Source organism: Citrobacter sp. TBCS-14 (assembly GCF_005280805.1).
Lineage (GTDB): Bacteria > Pseudomonadota > Gammaproteobacteria > Enterobacterales > Enterobacteriaceae > Citrobacter > Citrobacter gillenii.
Genome location: NZ_SZWM01000476.1, coordinates 51,812 through 68,317, shown reverse-complemented (window position 1 = coordinate 68,317; position 16,506 = coordinate 51,812). Strand labels below are relative to the sequence as shown.

At 54.3% G+C, this 16,506-nt stretch carries 13 protein-coding genes and 1 pseudogene; 3 read left to right on the top strand and 11 right to left on the bottom strand.

Going from position 1 to position 16,506, the window contains the following annotated elements; all coding sequences use genetic code 11:
• Nucleotides 1-36: 36 nt before the first annotated feature.
• The 11 genes and pseudogenes from FDX22_RS17335 to thpR all read right to left on the bottom strand — a co-directional run bounded on the left by FDX22_RS17335 (nt 37) and on the right by thpR (nt 8,873).
• Nucleotides 37-759 (bottom strand): fimbrial chaperone, encoded by a 723-nt coding sequence (locus FDX22_RS17335; RefSeq protein ID WP_135912571.1) that lies wholly within the window; start codon nt 757-759, stop codon nt 37-39.
• Between the two features lie 59 nt (nt 760-818).
• Nucleotides 819-1,403 (bottom strand): fimbrial protein, encoded by a 585-nt coding sequence (locus FDX22_RS17330; RefSeq protein ID WP_135912570.1) that lies wholly within the window; start codon nt 1,401-1,403, stop codon nt 819-821.
• Between the two features lie 291 nt (nt 1,404-1,694).
• Nucleotides 1,695-2,075 carry an aspartate 1-decarboxylase gene (gene panD / locus FDX22_RS17325; protein ID WP_023178331.1) on the bottom strand — a complete coding sequence of 127 codons (381 nt, stop codon included), beginning with the start codon at nt 2,073-2,075 and terminating at the stop codon, nt 1,695-1,697.
• A gap of 95 nt (nt 2,076-2,170) precedes the next feature.
• A complete protein-coding gene (gene panC, locus FDX22_RS17320; RefSeq protein ID WP_115259425.1) occupies nt 2,171-3,025 on the bottom strand; it encodes a pantoate--beta-alanine ligase in 855 nt (284 codons plus the stop codon).
• Between the two features lie 11 nt (nt 3,026-3,036).
• Nucleotides 3,037-3,828, bottom strand: coding sequence for a 3-methyl-2-oxobutanoate hydroxymethyltransferase (gene panB, locus FDX22_RS17315; RefSeq protein WP_117342296.1), 792 nt, complete (start codon nt 3,826-3,828; stop codon nt 3,037-3,039).
• Nucleotides 3,829-3,951: 123 nt separating this feature from the next.
• A pseudogene (gene folK / locus FDX22_RS17310) lies at nt 3,952-4,440 on the bottom strand (2-amino-4-hydroxy-6-hydroxymethyldihydropteridine diphosphokinase); the annotation flags it as partial.
• Between the two features lie 110 nt (nt 4,441-4,550).
• Nucleotides 4,551-5,948, bottom strand: coding sequence for a polynucleotide adenylyltransferase PcnB (pcnB, locus tag FDX22_RS17305; RefSeq protein ID WP_222592533.1), 1,398 nt, complete (start codon nt 5,946-5,948; stop codon nt 4,551-4,553).
• Nucleotides 5,949-6,019: 71 nt separating this feature from the next.
• Nucleotides 6,020-6,916, bottom strand: coding sequence for a tRNA glutamyl-Q(34) synthetase GluQRS (gene gluQRS, locus FDX22_RS17300; protein ID WP_146717534.1), 897 nt, complete (start codon nt 6,914-6,916; stop codon nt 6,020-6,022).
• Between the two features lie 72 nt (nt 6,917-6,988).
• Nucleotides 6,989-7,444, bottom strand: a complete 456-nt coding sequence (gene dksA, locus FDX22_RS17295; RefSeq protein WP_003829221.1) for an RNA polymerase-binding protein DksA — start codon at nt 7,442-7,444, stop codon at nt 6,989-6,991.
• A gap of 178 nt (nt 7,445-7,622) precedes the next feature.
• The gene (gene sfsA, locus FDX22_RS17290) at nt 7,623-8,327 is read right to left on the bottom strand and encodes a DNA/RNA nuclease SfsA (RefSeq protein ID WP_115259421.1); all 705 of its coding nucleotides are present in this window, start codon (nt 8,325-8,327) and stop codon (nt 7,623-7,625) included.
• A gap of 12 nt (nt 8,328-8,339) precedes the next feature.
• Entirely contained in the window at nt 8,340-8,873 is a 534-nt protein-coding gene (thpR, locus tag FDX22_RS17285; RefSeq protein ID WP_146717533.1) for an RNA 2',3'-cyclic phosphodiesterase, read from the bottom strand.
• Nucleotides 8,874-8,946: 73 nt separating this feature from the next.
• Here thpR and hrpB point away from each other — a divergent pair, with 73 nt between their 5' ends.
• From hrpB to fhuA, 3 genes are all read left to right on the top strand, one after another.
• Nucleotides 8,947-11,376: an ATP-dependent helicase HrpB gene (gene hrpB / locus FDX22_RS17280; RefSeq protein WP_186805344.1), complete on the top strand. Its 2,430-nt coding sequence runs from the start codon at nt 8,947-8,949 to the stop codon at nt 11,374-11,376.
• Nucleotides 11,377-11,501: 125 nt separating this feature from the next.
• Complete coding sequence (mrcB, locus tag FDX22_RS17275; protein WP_146717531.1) at nt 11,502-14,042, top strand: bifunctional glycosyl transferase/transpeptidase; 2,541 nt, start codon at nt 11,502-11,504, stop codon at nt 14,040-14,042.
• A gap of 232 nt (nt 14,043-14,274) precedes the next feature.
• Complete coding sequence (gene fhuA / locus FDX22_RS17270) at nt 14,275-16,488, top strand: ferrichrome porin FhuA (RefSeq protein WP_146717530.1); 2,214 nt, start codon at nt 14,275-14,277, stop codon at nt 16,486-16,488.
• Nucleotides 16,489-16,506: the final 18 nt, after the last annotated feature.

Sequence of the window (16,506 nt, the reverse complement as noted above, 5' to 3'; positions counted from 1 at the left end):
ATCTCTTCTGGATGCTGATATCCTTCAGCGCGGTAATTAATTAATGCTGGCCTGGTGCTTCTCTATCCCACCGAAATCATTAATTGCGGCATATTCTATTTTTCCACCTGATATATTAGGCGTGTTTTTTAGCGGAATAACTTCACTTGATAGCGGTGAGATCGTATGGGAATCGACATTTATTTTCTTACCGCTTGCCGTAATAGTGGCGCTTGCCATCGATACGTAATAAGGACTGCTATTATTGGCAACCAGTGTTCCGCCCTGCTGTGACCATTTCAGATTTCCCGCCGCGGTGGCCGGATCGCCCTGTAAACCGTCCGGGCGAAAAAACATCTTAATACGGGTGCGGAACGCGAGCTGCAGGACGTTCTGGGCATTGGCGTCTTTTGCCTTTGGTGGAACTTCCAGCACGTTAAACCAGAACAGAGATTCCCGATCCTGAGGCAGGGCCTGCCCGGTCCACGTAATACGGACGGTCTGGCCTTTTGATGGATCAACGCGCGAAACCGGTGGCGTGACGATAAACGGTAATTTCAGCTCTTGTGGATTAACCGTATCACGACCGTCGTCCAGCCAGGACTGCACCAGCAGCGGTTTGTTGCCACGGTTTTCCATCTTGACGGTAACGTCTTTGGATGACTGTGGATACACCACGCGAGTGCCGGAGATAACGATGTCAGCACTGGCGCTAAATGTGCTTAACGCAGCGCTGGCGCATACCAGAGCAGCGAGGGTCAATTGGGTGTAACGATGCATATATGCTCCCTGCGATGCGCCTGCGGAAAAGGCAGGCGCATAATCCAACTACGGCGTGATTACTCGTAGGACATAGTAAAGGTAGCGTTGCTGCTGACTTTACCGGCGGTGATATCAGTCGTCCCTTTCACCCAGTCTGCGCTTGGAACGTAAGCCACGCGGTAAGCCAGTACGCCAACACCTTCGTCCAGCGTTGCTGTCTGAGTGTTGTTCGCCGGCAGGCCAACCTCGATGCGGTCAGTGTTGCTGGAACCGTTGTTATACAGCGCCAGGCTTACGTTATCGGCATGTCCAGAAACGCTCGGATCGGTTTTCAGGGTACCGTTAGACAGTTCAGCGAACTGCTGAGAGGTGAAGGTGGCTGACGCTTTGGTCAGCGTTGTCGGGCAACCGCTCAGATGCAGTTCGAACTCTTTGGAACCAACGCCGCCAGTGTCAGTGGTCGTCCCTTCAACTTCGCTGACTTTTACCACTGGCATGGTGATGGTGACGTTGTTGGCGTCAACACCGTTGTTAGAGGTGATGGTGCAGGTGGTGTCAGTAACGGCACCATCAAAAGTGATCAGACCTACATCATCTGCGAATGCAGATGCTGAACCCAGTGCGAAAACAATTGCTGCCGCAGCAATGCTCAACTTATTCATTTGTTAACATCCATATAAAATTAAATATTCCCGGCAATAAATGGAGGGAGCCTAAAGAATTTTAGGTCTGGGCATTTTATTCTTGAAAGGACTGTAGGGGGAATTAAGAATTGTTGATAATGAATGTAGAATTGAGCGTTTGAATGACTTAGGTGAATATGTTAAAATCGAAAATAAGTTTTACAGGATTAATTAATAAAATATAATATATTTTGTGACATTTATTATTCTGCGCTTTTTATATATTTTATGAATAATAGCCCTGAAAAATATTTCAAGGCTATTATATTATCAGGCAACCTGTACCGGAATCGCTTTCGCAGTACGTTTCATTTCGTTATCGCCTTCGAAGTAGGCAACTTTCGGGCGCCAGGTTCGCGCTTCTTCATCAGACATCGTCACGAAGCTGGCGATAATCACGATGTCGCCAACTTCAGCGCAATGCGCCGCAGCACCGTTCACGGAGATGATCTTCGAGCCGCGTTCAGCCGCAATGGCATACGTAGAGAAACGTTTACCGTTGGTCACGTTCCAGATATCAATCGCTTCGTTTTCCAGAATACCGGAAGCATCGAGGAAGTCCTGGTCAATAGCGCAGGAGCCTTCGTAATGCAGGTCCGCCTGAGTGACCTTCACGCGGTGAAGCTTGCCTTGCAGCATGGTGCGAATCATAACGTCTATACCCTGTCGTTTACCTTGGCAAAGCAGGCAAAAACGACCTGCTTTGAGAAATTTTTAGGCAGTATTGCCCGATTTTTAGCCCCTGTCTACTGGGCTAATGTAACGCTTTGATTGTCGATGAGACGCGCCTGGCCCAGCCATGCAGCGACCAGAATTACTGCACGTTTACTGGTTTCGCTTAGCGCCAGCAAAGTATCGGCATCGCGAATCTGAATGTCATCGGCACGGAAGCCTTTTTCGTTCAGCTCCTGCTCTGCAATGGCAATGATCTCTTCCTGATCGCGCTCACCGGCCTGTAATTTTTCCCCAATGCGGCTCATCACTTTGTACAAGCCTGGGGCGATTTTACGCTGCTCAGCCGTCAGGTAGCCGTTGCGTGAGCTGAGGGCTAAACCGTCTTTGGCGCGAATAATCGGCACACCGACGATCTCAATGTCGTAACCCAGATCGGCCACCATTTTGCGAATTAGCGCCAGCTGCTGAAAGTCTTTCTCGCCAAAACAGGCGATATCAGGCTGGATCAGGTTGAACAGCTTGCTAACGATGGTGGCAACACCGCGGAAGTGACCTGGACGACTTGCACCTTCCAGCATGGTGGAGAGGCCGGGAACATCAACGAAAGTGTGGCCTTCCAGACCCTGAGGGTAGATTTCTTCTACGGCTGGAGCAAAGACGTAATCGACTTTACGTTTGTTCAGCTTTTCGCAATCTTCTTGCAGCGTACGCGGGTAGCGCACCAGATCGTCCGGGCGGTCAAACTGCATCGGGTTAACGAAAATGCTGGCGATCACTACATCCGCTCGAGCCCGAGCTTCATCGACCAGCTTCATATGACCATCGTGCAGGTTGCCCATGGTGGGAACTAACGCGACGCGCTTACCTTCCTGACGCAGACGACGAACGTGCTGGCGCAGCAGCGGTAGGGTTTCAATAATTAGCACACCTTGACTCCTTAATGGAAACTGTGTTCTTCACCCGGGTAAACGCCGGATTCAACCTCGGTAATATACTGCCGCACCGCGGCGCGCATGTCGCCCGCTTCATTGAGGAAATTTTTGGCAAATTTCGGAATATGACCGCCGGTAATACCAAACGCATCATGCATCACCAGGATCTGACCGTCGGTGACATTGCCTGCGCCGATGCCGATGACCGGGATGGACAGCGCTTCGGTCACGCGTTTTGCCAGCTCAACCGGAACACACTCCAGCACCAGCAGCTGCGCACCTGCGGCTTCTAATGCCAGGGCATCGTCGAGCAGCGTTTGGCCAGCATCGCCACGGCCCTGCACTTTATAACCGCCAAAGATATTCACCGACTGGGGTGTTAAGCCCAGATGACCGCACACCGGGACCGCACGTTCGGTCAGCATTTTCACCGTATCAACCAGCCACGCGCCACCTTCAATCTTGACCATGTTTGCGCCAGCGCGCATCACCACCGCCGCGTTAGCAAAGGCTTGCTCCGGCGTGGCGTAGGCCATGAACGGTAGATCGGCAAGCAGCAGGCAGTTTGGCGCACCGTGACGTACTGCCCGGGTATGATAGGCGATGTCTTCAACGGTGACCGGTAGGGTGGAATCGTGCCCTTGTATTGTCATTCCCAGTGAGTCGCCGACCAGCATCACATTGATGCCTTCGTCGGCAAAGAGTTTAGCGAAGCTGTAGTCGTAGGCCGTAATCGTCGCGAAGCGCTTTTTCTCTTGCTTGCATTTTTGCAGCAAGGAAATGGTCGTCGGTTTCATAACATTTCCTGAGTGTGAAAGTCATATTTACCGGCATTCTAGCAGTCACATTCAGGGGGGCAATGGTTTTAAGCAACCGTTTGGCGCGAAAGCAGTAAACGCTAAAGGGGAGGGGAAAATTGACCAGTGGGCAGGTTTTTCTGCGCCAAGGTGGGTGAGGTGCTGATGCAGACGGGTACCGTCCGGGAAAGTCAGTTCCGGCTCGATTTCAAACAGCGGCCACAGCATAAAGCCCCGGTTTTTCATATCGTAATGCGGAACGGTCAGACGGTCGGTATTAATCACGTCGTTGCCAAACAACATGATGTCGAGATCCAACGTGCGCGGACCCCAGCGTTCGGCTTTCCGTACTCGCCCTTGCTGCAACTCGATACGCTGCGTGTGGTTGAGCAACTCTTCAGGCGCGAGCGTGGTTTCCAGCGCAACGGCAGCGTTCAGGTAATCAGGTTGATCCTGAGGACCCAATGGTGGCGTGCGGTAGAAGGAGGATACGGCGACGATCCGGCTGTCCGGGATTTCTCCCAGTGCCTGTACGGCAGCATTAACCTGTTCCAGCGGAGAGGCTAAATTGCTGCCGAGTGCGATATATACCCGTCGTCTTTCTGGCTGCATCTGTGTTGGCTTTCCTCGCTCATCCCTGTCACGTACTGATGTACGCTCCTGGGCATTCGCTGTGTCGCCGTCTTGATGCAACCCGAAATCCGTTGGGTATACGCGATGGGTCACGCACTTCCCTCGCGGCGCGGCGCACGTTTACGCGGACGACGATGGCGACGGCGTGCGTCTGGCTCTTCATCCAGCTCGTTCAGCATGCCTTTTTGCTCTGGTGGCGCGGAAACCTGGAATTCGCCCCACCACTGCGCCAGACGCTGCAGTTCGGCGCTGTTTTCCACTTCGGCACGCAGCGCCAGTAAATCGTAGGCTGCGCGGAATTTCGGATGCTCCATCAGCTTCCAGGCGCGTTTTCCCTGACGACGGGACATGCGTAACTGAAGCTGCCAGATATCGCGGGTGAGCGATGTCAGGCGTTTAGGAATCGCCAGCGAGCGGCACGCTTCGTCCAGCACGTCGTTCATCGCCAGAGCGAAAGCATCGTAGTAGGCCAGACCGCTTTCCTGAGCAATTTTCTGCGCGGCTTCCAGCAGCGGGTACCAGAACATGGCGGCAAACAGGAACGCCGGATTGACACGCATATCGTTGTGGATACGGGTATCGGTGTTCTTCAGTACCTGGGCAATAATGCGTTCCATTGCGCTGTCACCTTCTTCGGTGAAATAGCGGGTAATGGTCGGGAACAGCGGCTGGAACAGGCTGTACTCACGCAGTTTCTTATAAGTTTCGTAGCCGTAGCCCGCCTGTAACAGTTTGAGAGCTTCTTCAAACAGGCGTGCCGGCGGAATATCGTTCAGCAAGGTTGCCAGACGCGGGATCGGCTCGGCGGTTTCCGGGCTGATACGCATGTCGAGTTTTGCTGCAAAGCGGACGGCGCGTAGCATACGCACGGGATCTTCACGATAGCGAGTTTCAGGATTACCGATCAGGCGAATGACGCCGTCTTCCAGATCCTGCATCCCGCCGACGTAATCGCGAACGGTAAAATCCGCTACGCTATAGTAAAGGCTGTTAATGGTGAAATCGCGGCGTTGCGCATCTTCTTCGATGGAACCGAAGATGTTGTCACGCAGCAGCATACCATTTTGACCGCGCTGTGAGGTTGCACGGTCGGCTTCGCTGCCTTCATGGTGTCCGCGAAAGGTTGCCACTTCGATAATTTCCGGGCCAAACATCACATGGGCCAGACGGAAACGACGTCCTACCAGACGGCAGTTACGGAACAGTTTCCGAACCTGATCGGGGGTCGCGTTGGTCGTGACATCAAAGTCTTTCGGCTTTTTGCCCAGCAAAAGATCGCGTACGCCCCCGCCGACCAGCCATGCCTCGTATCCAGCCTTATTAAGCCTGTACATTACCTTCAGGGCATTTTCACTGATATCTTTGCGGGAGATAGAGTGCTGCTCACGCGGGATTACCGTCATATGTGGACGGGCGACGGCAAGCTCGGCCTCGCGCTCCTCGCGGCTTAGCACCTTGCGGCAAAAATTAGCGACTCGGGTAAAAATAGTACACCTCGGTAGTGTCAAACTTCAGTCAGAACAAGTGGTGCTGTGTAAAAATAGCGGCTAATCATAGCTCAGCAAGAGGCATTTGAGAATGCCGGATTTACATTCACTGAACCCGGCACCGTCGTAAGCACCCAATTTTGCACCGCAGTTTGCAGTAATTCTTCCACGCTTAGCGCTTGCCACGGTATTGCTATGTCTTGTCCGAGGAAGCGCAACGCGTCGATGAGAACAGGGCGCGGATCGCCTTGCGGCAGGGCAGGCGCATGATTCTGCTTAGAAAGTTTAGCCCCGTGTTCATTGAGCGCCAGCGGGAGATGAATATAGTCCGGTACCGGCCAGCCAAACTGCTGATACAGCGAAATTTGGCGCACTGTGGGCTCGATAAGATCCGCGCCACGCACGATTTCCGTCACGCCCTGAAAATGGTCATCAACCACCACCGCCAGGTTATAGGCAAACAGCCCATCGCGTCGGTGGATGACAAAATCTTCCCGAGCAAGCTGAGGGTTGGCCTGAATCTCGCCGCGCAGTCGGTCGTTAAACTGCATGACCGGGTGGCGTTGCTTGATACGCACCGCCGCGTGCTCTGGTCCGTGGCGTAATGTGCGACAGTGACCGTCATAAATGCCGCCAATACTCTGAATGCGGGCACGGGTGCAGGTGCAGTAATAGCTCAGATCCTGCTCTTGTAACCAGGCCAGCGCTGCACGGTACGCGTCATGGCGCTGAGATTGCCACAGTACCTCGCCATCCCAGTGCAGTCCGTAATGTTCCAGCTGACGCAGAATCGTATCTGCAGCACCGGGAACTTCACGAGGGGGATCGATATCTTCAATGCGCACCCACCAGATCCCGTGCTGTGCGCGAGCCTGTAGGTAGCTGCCGAGAGCGGCAATCAATGAACCAAAATGCAGTTCGCCGGAAGGGGATGGGGCGAAACGGCCAATATAGCGTTTGTCAGTCATGTCGGTGGATAGCATAAAAGAAGAAGGCGGGAGAAACTCCCGCCTGTAGTCAACGTGGTACAAATGACGGGATTAACCTGCCATCTGTTTTTCGCGAATCTCAGCCAGCGTTTTGCAGTCGATGCACAGATCGGCTGTCGGACGCGCTTCCAGACGGCGAATACCAATTTCTACGCCGCATGATTCGCAGTAGCCGAAATCTTCGTCTTCTACTTTCTTCAGCGTCTTCTCGATCTTTTTGATCAGTTTGCGCTCACGGTCACGGTTACGCAGCTCAAGGCTGAACTCTTCTTCCTGTGCGGCACGGTCAACCGGATCGGGGAAGTTAGCTGCTTCATCCTGCATATGAGTCACAGTGCGATCGACTTCATCCCTGAGTTGATTACGCCATGCTTCAAGAATACGCCTGAAGTGCGACAGCTGGGCTTCGTTCATATACTCTTCGCCCGGTTTCTCCTGGTACGGCTCCACCCCAGCGATGGCGAGAATACTCAGGGACGATGTTTTACGGTTTTGCCCTTCTTGCATGTTGCTTCTCCTTAACACGCACTATCGATCCCCATGTTCGGGGGAAAAATCAGGTCGCTATAAATAGCAGATGCTTTTCCGGATAGCAATTATCTAAACGTTACACTTGACAACCCTGTGAGGAAAAGCGTATTTGCGCACGCGGCCAGAATACTAATTAACCCGTTTGTATATGCCATTACAACGTAATGGCTAATGGCTCTTTAAGAGTCATTCCGTGGGCAGAAAGTTCCGCTTTATATACCAGAATTTCTACCCCCTTAAGCCGTGCTTCGACTAATAATTGCGCATATTTTGCATCGATATGACGCGCGGGTGAAAAATGTGTAATGGCTGAATGCAGCACTGCGAAAAATATCACCGCTCGCTTGCCTTCGGCCGCTACGTTCATCAATTCCCGAAGGTGTTTCTGACCTCGTTCAGTGATGGCATCGGGAAAATAACCCTGATTTTTTTCCGCCAACGTGACTGATTTCACTTCAATATAGCAGTCAGGGCGGGAATCCGCCTGTAACAAAAAATCAATGCGGCTGCCTTCGGCGCCGTATTTTACTTCACTTTTCAATATGCTGTAGTTCGAAAGTTCTGAAATTAACGCATTCTGAATAGCTTCTTTCGTTAATCTGTTAGCCCACAGGGTGTTAACACAAATAAACGCACCGGATTGGGTTTGCGTTAATTCCCAGGTATGCGGGTATTTCCGTTTAGTATTTTCTGATGTTGAATACCAGACGGTGTCACCCGGTGTAGCGCATCCGGTCATCGCGCCGGTATTCGGGCAGTGTAGCGTTAAGGTTGTACCGTCGGGTGTGATCACATCCGCTAAAAAACGCTTGTAGCGCTGAATTAAAGTCGCGCGCTGAAGTGGCGGAGAAAATTCCATGGAAATGTCCTTTTATTTTTCGCCAAGCGTCCAGCGCTGTAGTGGCGTGTAGCGTGTGCGACCGCGTGCAAATGAAGAGGCGTAAAGCGCAAACTCGGTGACCGGAAATGACCAGCAAAAACCCGGCGGCGGGATCGTGACCGCATGGCCGGCATCGCGTAACAGCGTGATATGCGGATGAAACGGCTGTGGGCTTTGGTAACACCCGCTGCGCGCGGCCTGCGCCCGCAGCATACTCGCCAATTGCAACAGCCCGCGTGGCGGCTGGCGCATTCCTAGCCAGACCACGCGTGAGCGCAGCCATTGTCCGGCGTCATCCAGTGTTAGCGTAAAACCCGGCTGGCGAATACGCCCGGCAAGTTGTGACAGCGCCTGCTGCTTCTCAGCGCTGACCTCGCCTAAAAAGGCCAGTGTCAGGTGCAGATTGTCAGTCGCGACGGGGCGACCCGCTTCAGGCGGGAACTGTGCGGCTCGCCAGTGGATAAGCTGCTCCCGAACCTTGGCTGGCAATTCAATGGCAAAGAACAGCCTTTTTGGCTCAGACATGATGGATACTCGGTTATGAATTAACGCGATGCTACAATGCAGCGCGAAGAATGTTAACCCTCTGGAGCCATTTGTGACGACGTTGCCCGTTGCCGCCGTAGTGCCTGAACTGCTTACCGCCCTTGATACCTCACCGCAGGTTCTGCTGACCGCACCGACCGGCGCCGGGAAATCGACCTGGCTGCCGTTGCAACTTCTTGCGCACAATGGCATTCAGGGACGGATTATTCTGCTGGAGCCGCGTCGTCTGGCGGCCCGCAACGTGGCGCAGCGTCTGGCCGAGTTGCTGAACGAAAAGCCCGGTGAGACCGTGGGCTACCGCATGCGTGCTCAACACTGCGTTGGACCGCATACCCGGCTCGAAGTGGTAACAGAAGGTGTGCTCACGCGCATGATTCAACGCGATCCCGAGCTAAACGGCATTAGCCTTGTGATCCTCGACGAATTTCATGAGCGCAGCTTGCAGGCTGACCTGGCGCTGGCGCTATTGCTGGATGTACAGCAAGGGCTGCGGGATGATTTAAAACTGCTGATCATGTCGGCAACGCTGGATAACGGGCGTCTGCAGCAGCTGTTGCCCGATGCGCCGACGATTGTCTCTGAAGGCCGCGCCTTTCCCGTAGAACGACGCTATCAGCCGCTGGCGGCGCATCAGCGCTTTGATGAAGCCGTGGCGGTGGCAACGGCGGAGCTATTGCGCCAGGAAAGCGGCTCGTTGCTGCTTTTTTTACCGGGCGTGGGGGAGATTCAGCGAGTGCAGGAACAGCTGACCTCGCGCGTAGGCAATGATGTTCTGCTTTGCCCGCTATACGGTGCGTTATCGCTTACCGAACAGCGTCAGGCGATTTTGCCCGCGCCGCCAGGCTCGCGCAAAGTGGTGCTGGCCACCAATATTGCCGAGACCAGTTTAACTATCGAAGGTATCCGGCTGGTGGTGGACTGTGCGCAGGAGCGCGTGGCGCGTTACGACCCGCGCACCGGTTTGACGCGCCTGATTACCCAGCGTATTAGCCAGGCGTCGATGACCCAGCGAGCCGGGCGAGCAGGCCGTCTGGAACCCGGTATTTGCCTGCATCTGCTGGCGAAAGAGCAGGCCGAAAGAGCGGCGGCGCAGGGCGAGCCGGAGATGCTGCAAAGCGACTTGTCCGGCTTGCTAATGGAATTGCTGCAATGGGGATGCACTGACCCAGCGCAGTTAAGCTGGCTGGATAGGCCGCCGACGGTCAATTTGCAGGCGGCAAAACGGCTGCTACACATGCTGGGCGCACTTGAGGGCGACAGGCTCAGTGCGGCGGGGCAGAAAATGGCGGCGCTCGGCAACGATCCGCGTCTGGCGGCGATGCTGGTCCGTGCCACAGATGACAACGAAGCGGCAACGGCAGCAAAACTGGCGGCGATTCTCGAAGAGCCCCCGCGCGGTGGCAGTACCGATCTGACGGTGGCGTTTTCACGCAATCAGCCGAATTGGCAGCAGCGTAGCCAGCAATTGCTGAAGCGCCTGAACATTCGAGGTGGGCAGTCTGATAGCGCGCTGATCGCCCCGTTACTGGCTTCGGCTTTCGCCGATCGCATTGCCCGACGTCGTGGTCAGGAGGGGCGGTATCAGCTGGCTAACGGGATGGGGGCGATGCTGGATGCCGACGACGCATCAGGGCGTCATGAATGGATTATTGCGCCTTTATTGCTGCAAGGCAGCGCCTCGCCGGATGCGCGTATTTTGCTGGCCCTGCCGCTGGATATCGATGCGCTGATACAATCATCTCCTGAGTTGCTGCAGCAGTCCGACACTATCGAATGGGATGAAAATCAGGGGACACTAAAGGCATTGCGCCGCACGCAGGTAGGTCAGTTGACGCTAAAAGTGCAGCCGCTGGCCAAACCCTCGGAAGAGGAACTGCATCAGGCGATGCTGAATGGTATTCGCGATAAAGGGCTAAGTGTGCTCAACTGGACGCCGGAAGCAGAGCAGTTCCGACTGCGTCTGCAATGTGCGGCAAAATGGCTACCGGAATACGACTGGCCTGCCATGGACGACGCGTCGTTGCTGGCGACGCTGGAGAGTTGGCTGCTGCCGCATATGAGCGGTGTGCACGCTTTACGCGCGCTTAAAGCAGTAAATGTGGGCCAGGCATTGCGCGGATTACTGGACTGGTCAATGCTGCAACGTCTGGATAGTGAATTGCCCACACATTACACTGTGCCGACGGGAAGCCGGATAGCCATTCGCTATCACGAGGATAATCCACCGGCGCTGGCGGTCAGGATGCAGGAAATGTTTGGCGAGGCCAATACGCCGACCCTCGCACAGGGGCGCGTCCCGCTGGTGCTGGAACTGCTCTCCCCGGCGCAGCGACCGCTGCAAATCACCCGTGATTTGAGCGCGTTCTGGCAGGGGGCGTACCGTGAGGTGCAAAAAGAGATGAAAGGGCGTTATCCCAAACATGTCTGGCCGGACGACCCGGCGAATACCGCGCCGACGCGGCGCACCAAAAAGTATTCATGAGTTGTAGTGGTAGGCCTGATAAGCGAAGCGCCATCAGGCAAAAAAATTGAGAGATTTCTTCTTCTGTCGCTTGACGGAAGAACAGAGAATCAGGTCTTTGCGCCTGAATGTTGCGGAGAAAAAGCATGGCGGGGAATGACCGCGAGCCAATTGGACGTAAAGGGAAACCGACGCGTCCGGCGAAACAAAAGGTGAGCCGTCGTCAGCTCAGAGATGATGAGTATGACGACGATTATGATGATGACTATGAGGATGAAGAACCGATGCCGCGTAAAGGTAAAGGCAAAGGGCGTAAGCCTCGTGGTAAACGCGGCTGGTTCTGGCTGCTGGTAAAACTGTCGATTGTCTTTTTGGTGCTGATTGCCATTTACGGCGTCTATCTGGATCAAAAAATCCGTAGCCGTATTGATGGCAAAGTCTGGCAGCTGCCTGCGGCCGTGTATGGCCGGATGGTTAACCTAGAGCCAGAAATGCCCATCGGCAAAAAAGAGATGGTGAAGCTGCTGGAGGCTACGCAGTATCGACAGGTCTCGAAGATGACGCGGCCCGGTGAGTTTACCGTGCAGGCGAACAGCATTGAGATGATCCGTCGTCCGTTTGACTTCCCGGACAGTAAAGAAGGGCAGGTGCGTGCGCGTCTGACCTTTGACGGCGATCATCTGGACACCATCGAGAATCTGGATAACAACCGTCAGTTCGGTTTCTTCCGTCTCGATCCACGCCTGATCACCATGCTCTCTTCGGCAAATGGCGAGCAGCGTCTGTTCGTGGCGCGTAGCGGTTTCCCGGATCTGCTGGTGGACACGCTGCTGGCAACCGAAGATCGTCATTTCTACGAGCATGACGGCATTAGCCTGTATTCCATTGGTCGTGCGGTGCTGGCGAACCTGACGGCAGGTCGCACGGTGCAGGGCGCCAGTACGCTGACCCAGCAGCTGGTGAAAAACCTGTTCCTCTCCAGCGAACGTTCTTACTGGCGTAAAGCCAACGAAGCGTACATGGCCGTGTTGATGGATGCCCGTTACAGCAAGGACAGGATCCTTGAGCTGTACATGAACGAAGTCTATCTCGGCCAGAGCGGCGACAACGAGATCCGCGGCTTCCCGCTGGCGAGCCTGTATTACTTTGGCCGTCCGGTTGAAGAGTTGAGCCTCGATCAGCAGGCGCTGTTGGTGGGGATGGTGAAAGGGGCGTCGATCTACAACCCGTGGCGTAACCCGAAACTGGCGCTGGAGCGACGTAACCTGGTGCTGCGTCTTCTGCAACAGCAGCAGATTATCGACCAGGAACTGTATGAAATGTTGAGTGCGCGTCCGCTAGGCGTGCAGCCGCGCGGTGGGGTGATCTCTCCACAGCCTGCGTTTATGCAGATGGTGCGTCAGGAGCTACAGGCGAAGCTGGGCGACAAAGTTAAAGACCTTTCCGGCGTGAAGATTTTCACCACCTTTGATTCCGTGGCGCAGGACGCCGCAGAAAAAGCGGCGGTGGAAGGCATTCCGGTGCTGAAGAAACAGCGTAAGCTGAGCGATCTGGAAACGGCGATTGTGGTAGTGGACCGCTTTAGTGGTGAGGTTCGCGCCATGGTCGGTGGGTCGGAGCCGCAGTTCGCAGGCTACAACCGTGCTATGCAGGCGCGTCGTTCAATTGGTTCTCTGGCGAAGCCCGCGACCTATCTGACCGCCCTGAGCCAGCCGAAGCTGTACCGCCTCAATACCTGGATTGCCGATGCGCCGATTGCGCTGCGTCAGCCAAACGGTCAGGTGTGGTCCCCGCAGAACGATGACCGTCGCTACAGCGAAAGCGGTAAAGTGATGCTGGTGGATGCGTTAACCCGTTCCATGAACGTGCCGACCGTCAATCTGGGCATGGCGCTGGGGCTGCCAGCGGTCACCGAGACCTGGGAAAAACTGGGCGCGCCGAAAGATCAGCTGCACCCGGTGCCAGCTATGCTGCTGGGGGCATTGAACCTGACGCCAATTGAAGTGGCGCAGGCGTTCCAGACCATCGCCAGCGGCGGTAACCGCGCGCCGTTATCAGCGTTGCGCTCGGTAATTGCCGAAGACGGTACGGTGTTGTATCAAAGCTTCCCGCAGGCCGAACGCGCTGTGCCAGCACAGGCGGCGTACATGACGCTGTGGACCATGCAGCAGGTGGTGCAACGCGGTACCGGCCGTCAGCTTGGCGCGAAGTATCCGGGGCTGCATCTGGCGGGGAAAACCGGGACCACCAACAACAACGTTGATACCTGGTTCGCCGGTATTGACGGCAGTCAGGTGACCATTACCTGGGTGGGTCGCGATAACAACCAGCCTACCAAGTTGTACGGTGCGAGCGGGGCGATGTCGATTTACCAGCGCTATCTGGCAAACCAGACGCCAACGCCATTAACGCTGACGCCGCCGGAAGATATTGTCGACATGGGCGTGGATTACGACGGCAACTTCGTGTGCAGCGGCGGGATGCGTACGCTCCCGGTGTGGACCAGCGATCCGGATTCGCTGTGTCAGCAAGGTGAGATGCTGCAACAGTCTGGCAATCCGTTTGATCAGTCAACGCCGCCGCAGCAGCCTCAACAGCAGCAGCAACAGCAACAACCGCCGCAGCAAGAGAAGAAAGACGGCGACGGTGTCGCAGGCTGGATCAAAGATATGTTTGGCAGTAACTAATCTCTCCCAAAACCCGCTTCGGCGGGTTTTTCTTTTCTCATCTCAGACTCCGACCAAACAACATTTCAGCGTAATTCATTAACCCTTTCTTTTCATCTGGTTATTTCTTGACCCCTCAGTTTTAGTAGGGATGTGTATCGCTTGCTATCTCGCCAGCGTTTCGAATATTATGCTGCCGTTATAATAATAATTCTCGTTTACGTTATCATTCACTTTCATCAGAGATATACCAATGGCGCGTTATAAAACTGCTCAGCCAAATTCCTCGCTGCGTAAAATGGCAGTGCTGGTAGCCACAGCGGTTAGCGGCATGTCTGTCTATGCACAGGCGGCGGTTGAACCAAAAGAAGAAACCATCACTGTCACCGCAGCACCCGCCGCACAAGAAAGCGCATGGGGACCTGCTCCAACCATCGCTGCCAAGCGTTCCGCCACGGCAACCAAGACTGATACGCCTATCGAAAAGACCCCACAGTCTGTTTCGGTCGTGACGCGTGAAGAGATGGATACCAAACAGCCGGCTTCCGTGAAACAAGCGATTGCTTACACCCCCGGCGTTTTTGCTACGCGTGGTAGTTCCACCACCTATGATGTGGTGACGATTCGTGGTTTCACCGCGCCTACCACCGTCAATACCAACCAATATCTGGATGGTATGAAACTTCAGGGCAATAACTATTCTGAAGTGTCGATGGACCCATATTTCCTGGAACGCGTAGAAGTGATGCGCGGGCCAACATCAGTGCTGTACGGCAATAGCAACCCTGGCGGTATTGTCAGCATGGTGAGCAAGCGTCCGACCACAGAGCCACTGAAAGAAGTTCAGTTTAAGATGGGGACTAACAACCTCTGGCAAACCGGGTTCGACTTTAGCGATGCTATCGATGATGACGGCGTGTGGTCATACCGCCTGACGGGGTTAGGGAATAGTCAGGACTCTCAGCAAGAGATGTCAAAATCAACGCGTTACGCGATTGCACCTGCGTTTAGCTGGCGTCCTGATGACAAAACCGATTTCACTTTCCTGAGCAACTTCCAGAACGATCCGTACGCAGGATACTATGGCTGGCTGCCGCGTGAAGGTACACTCGTTCCGTATTACGACGCGAATGGCAATCCGCACAAACTGCCGACCGATTTCAACGAAGGTGAAGAAGATAACAAGATGGCGCGCCGCCAGCAGATGGTGGGCTATAACTTCTCGCATGCGTTCAACGATACCTTCACCGTGCGCCAGAATCTGCGTTATGACCAGGTGAAAACGCTTTATCGTTCTGTTTATGGCTACGGTTACAGTGCACCGGGTAAGATTAACCGCCAATACGTGCGTTCTGACGAAGATCTCAACGCGTTCACCGTTGATACCCAATTGCAGTCTGCTTTTGCGACCGGTGATGTTGATCATACCCTGCTGACAGGCGTTGATTACTCACGTATGCGTAACGATGTGAATGCTCTGTATGGTTCTGCCGATCCGCTGGATATGCAGGATCCACAGTATGGCAATCCGAATATCGATGTGAGTGGGCCGTATGCGAAATACGCTGTGCTCAACCGCATGGAGCAGACCGGACTTTATGCCCAGGACCAGATGGAATGGGATAAGTGGGTGCTGACGCTCGGTGGTCGCTACGATTTTGCGAAAACCTCTACGTTGACCCGCTCCAGCAATTCTCTGGCAGAAGTGAACGATCAGCAGTTTACTTGGCGTGGTGGCATTAACTACCTGTTTGACAACGGTATTTCACCGTATTTCAGTTACAGCGAATCTTTCGAGCCGACCTCCGGTGCAACGAAAGAAGGGAAACCGTTCGATCCTTCACGTGGTAAGCAGTACGAAGCCGGTGTGAAGTATGTACCGAAGGATATGCCGGTCGTGCTGACGGCAGCGGTGTATCAACTGACGAAAAATAAAAACCTGACATCAGACCCGAACGATCCAACCGGGTTGTATAGCGTTCAGAGTGGTGAAATTCGCTCACGCGGTATTGAGCTGGAAGCCAAAGCAGCAGTCAATGCCAATATCAACGTCACGGCGGCATATAGCTACACGGATGCGGAATATACTGAGGACACTATCTTCAAAGGTAAACGCCCGGCAGAAGTTCCGCGTAATCATGCATCGTTGTGGACCGACTACACGTTCTATGACACTGCCCTGAGCGGTCTGACCGTTGGCGCAGGTGTGCGTTACACCGGTTCAACGGTGAGCTACTATAAAAACGACGCAGCGAAGAAAAATGACGCGTTTAACGTCGGTGGTTATACCGTTGCTGATGCCATGGTCAAATACGATCTGGCCCGTTTCGGCATGGCGGGGTCCAGCGTTGCGGTTAACGTCAATAACCTGTTTAATCGTGAATACGTTTCCAGTTGCTATAGCGAATACGCGTGCTACTGGGGCGCGGAACGTCAGGTCGTTGCAACTGCAACCTTCCGTTTCTAATTTCTCTTTGGGCACGCT

Coding starts and splice junctions, on each gene's coding strand:
- dksA (WP_003829221.1), bottom strand. CDS start 7,444: ATGCAAGAAGGGCAAAACCGTAAAACATCGTCCCTGAGTATTCTCGCC.
- fhuA (WP_146717530.1), top strand. CDS start 14,275: ATGGCGCGTTATAAAACTGCTCAGCCAAATTCCTCGCTGCGTAAAATG.
- panD (WP_023178331.1), bottom strand. CDS start 2,075: ATGATTCGCACCATGCTGCAAGGCAAGCTTCACCGCGTGAAGGTCACT.
- FDX22_RS17335 (WP_135912571.1), bottom strand. CDS start 759: ATGCATCGTTACACCCAATTGACCCTCGCTGCTCTGGTATGCGCCAGC.
- gluQRS (WP_146717534.1), bottom strand. CDS start 6,916: ATGACTGACAAACGCTATATTGGCCGTTTCGCCCCATCCCCTTCCGGC.
- sfsA (WP_115259421.1), bottom strand. CDS start 8,327: ATGGAATTTTCTCCGCCACTTCAGCGCGCGACTTTAATTCAGCGCTAC.
- FDX22_RS17330 (WP_135912570.1), bottom strand. CDS start 1,403: ATGAATAAGTTGAGCATTGCTGCGGCAGCAATTGTTTTCGCACTGGGT.
- thpR (WP_146717533.1), bottom strand. CDS start 8,873: ATGTCTGAGCCAAAAAGGCTGTTCTTTGCCATTGAATTGCCAGCCAAG.
- panB (WP_117342296.1), bottom strand. CDS start 3,828: ATGAAACCGACGACCATTTCCTTGCTGCAAAAATGCAAGCAAGAGAAA.
- mrcB (WP_146717531.1), top strand. CDS start 11,502: ATGGCGGGGAATGACCGCGAGCCAATTGGACGTAAAGGGAAACCGACG.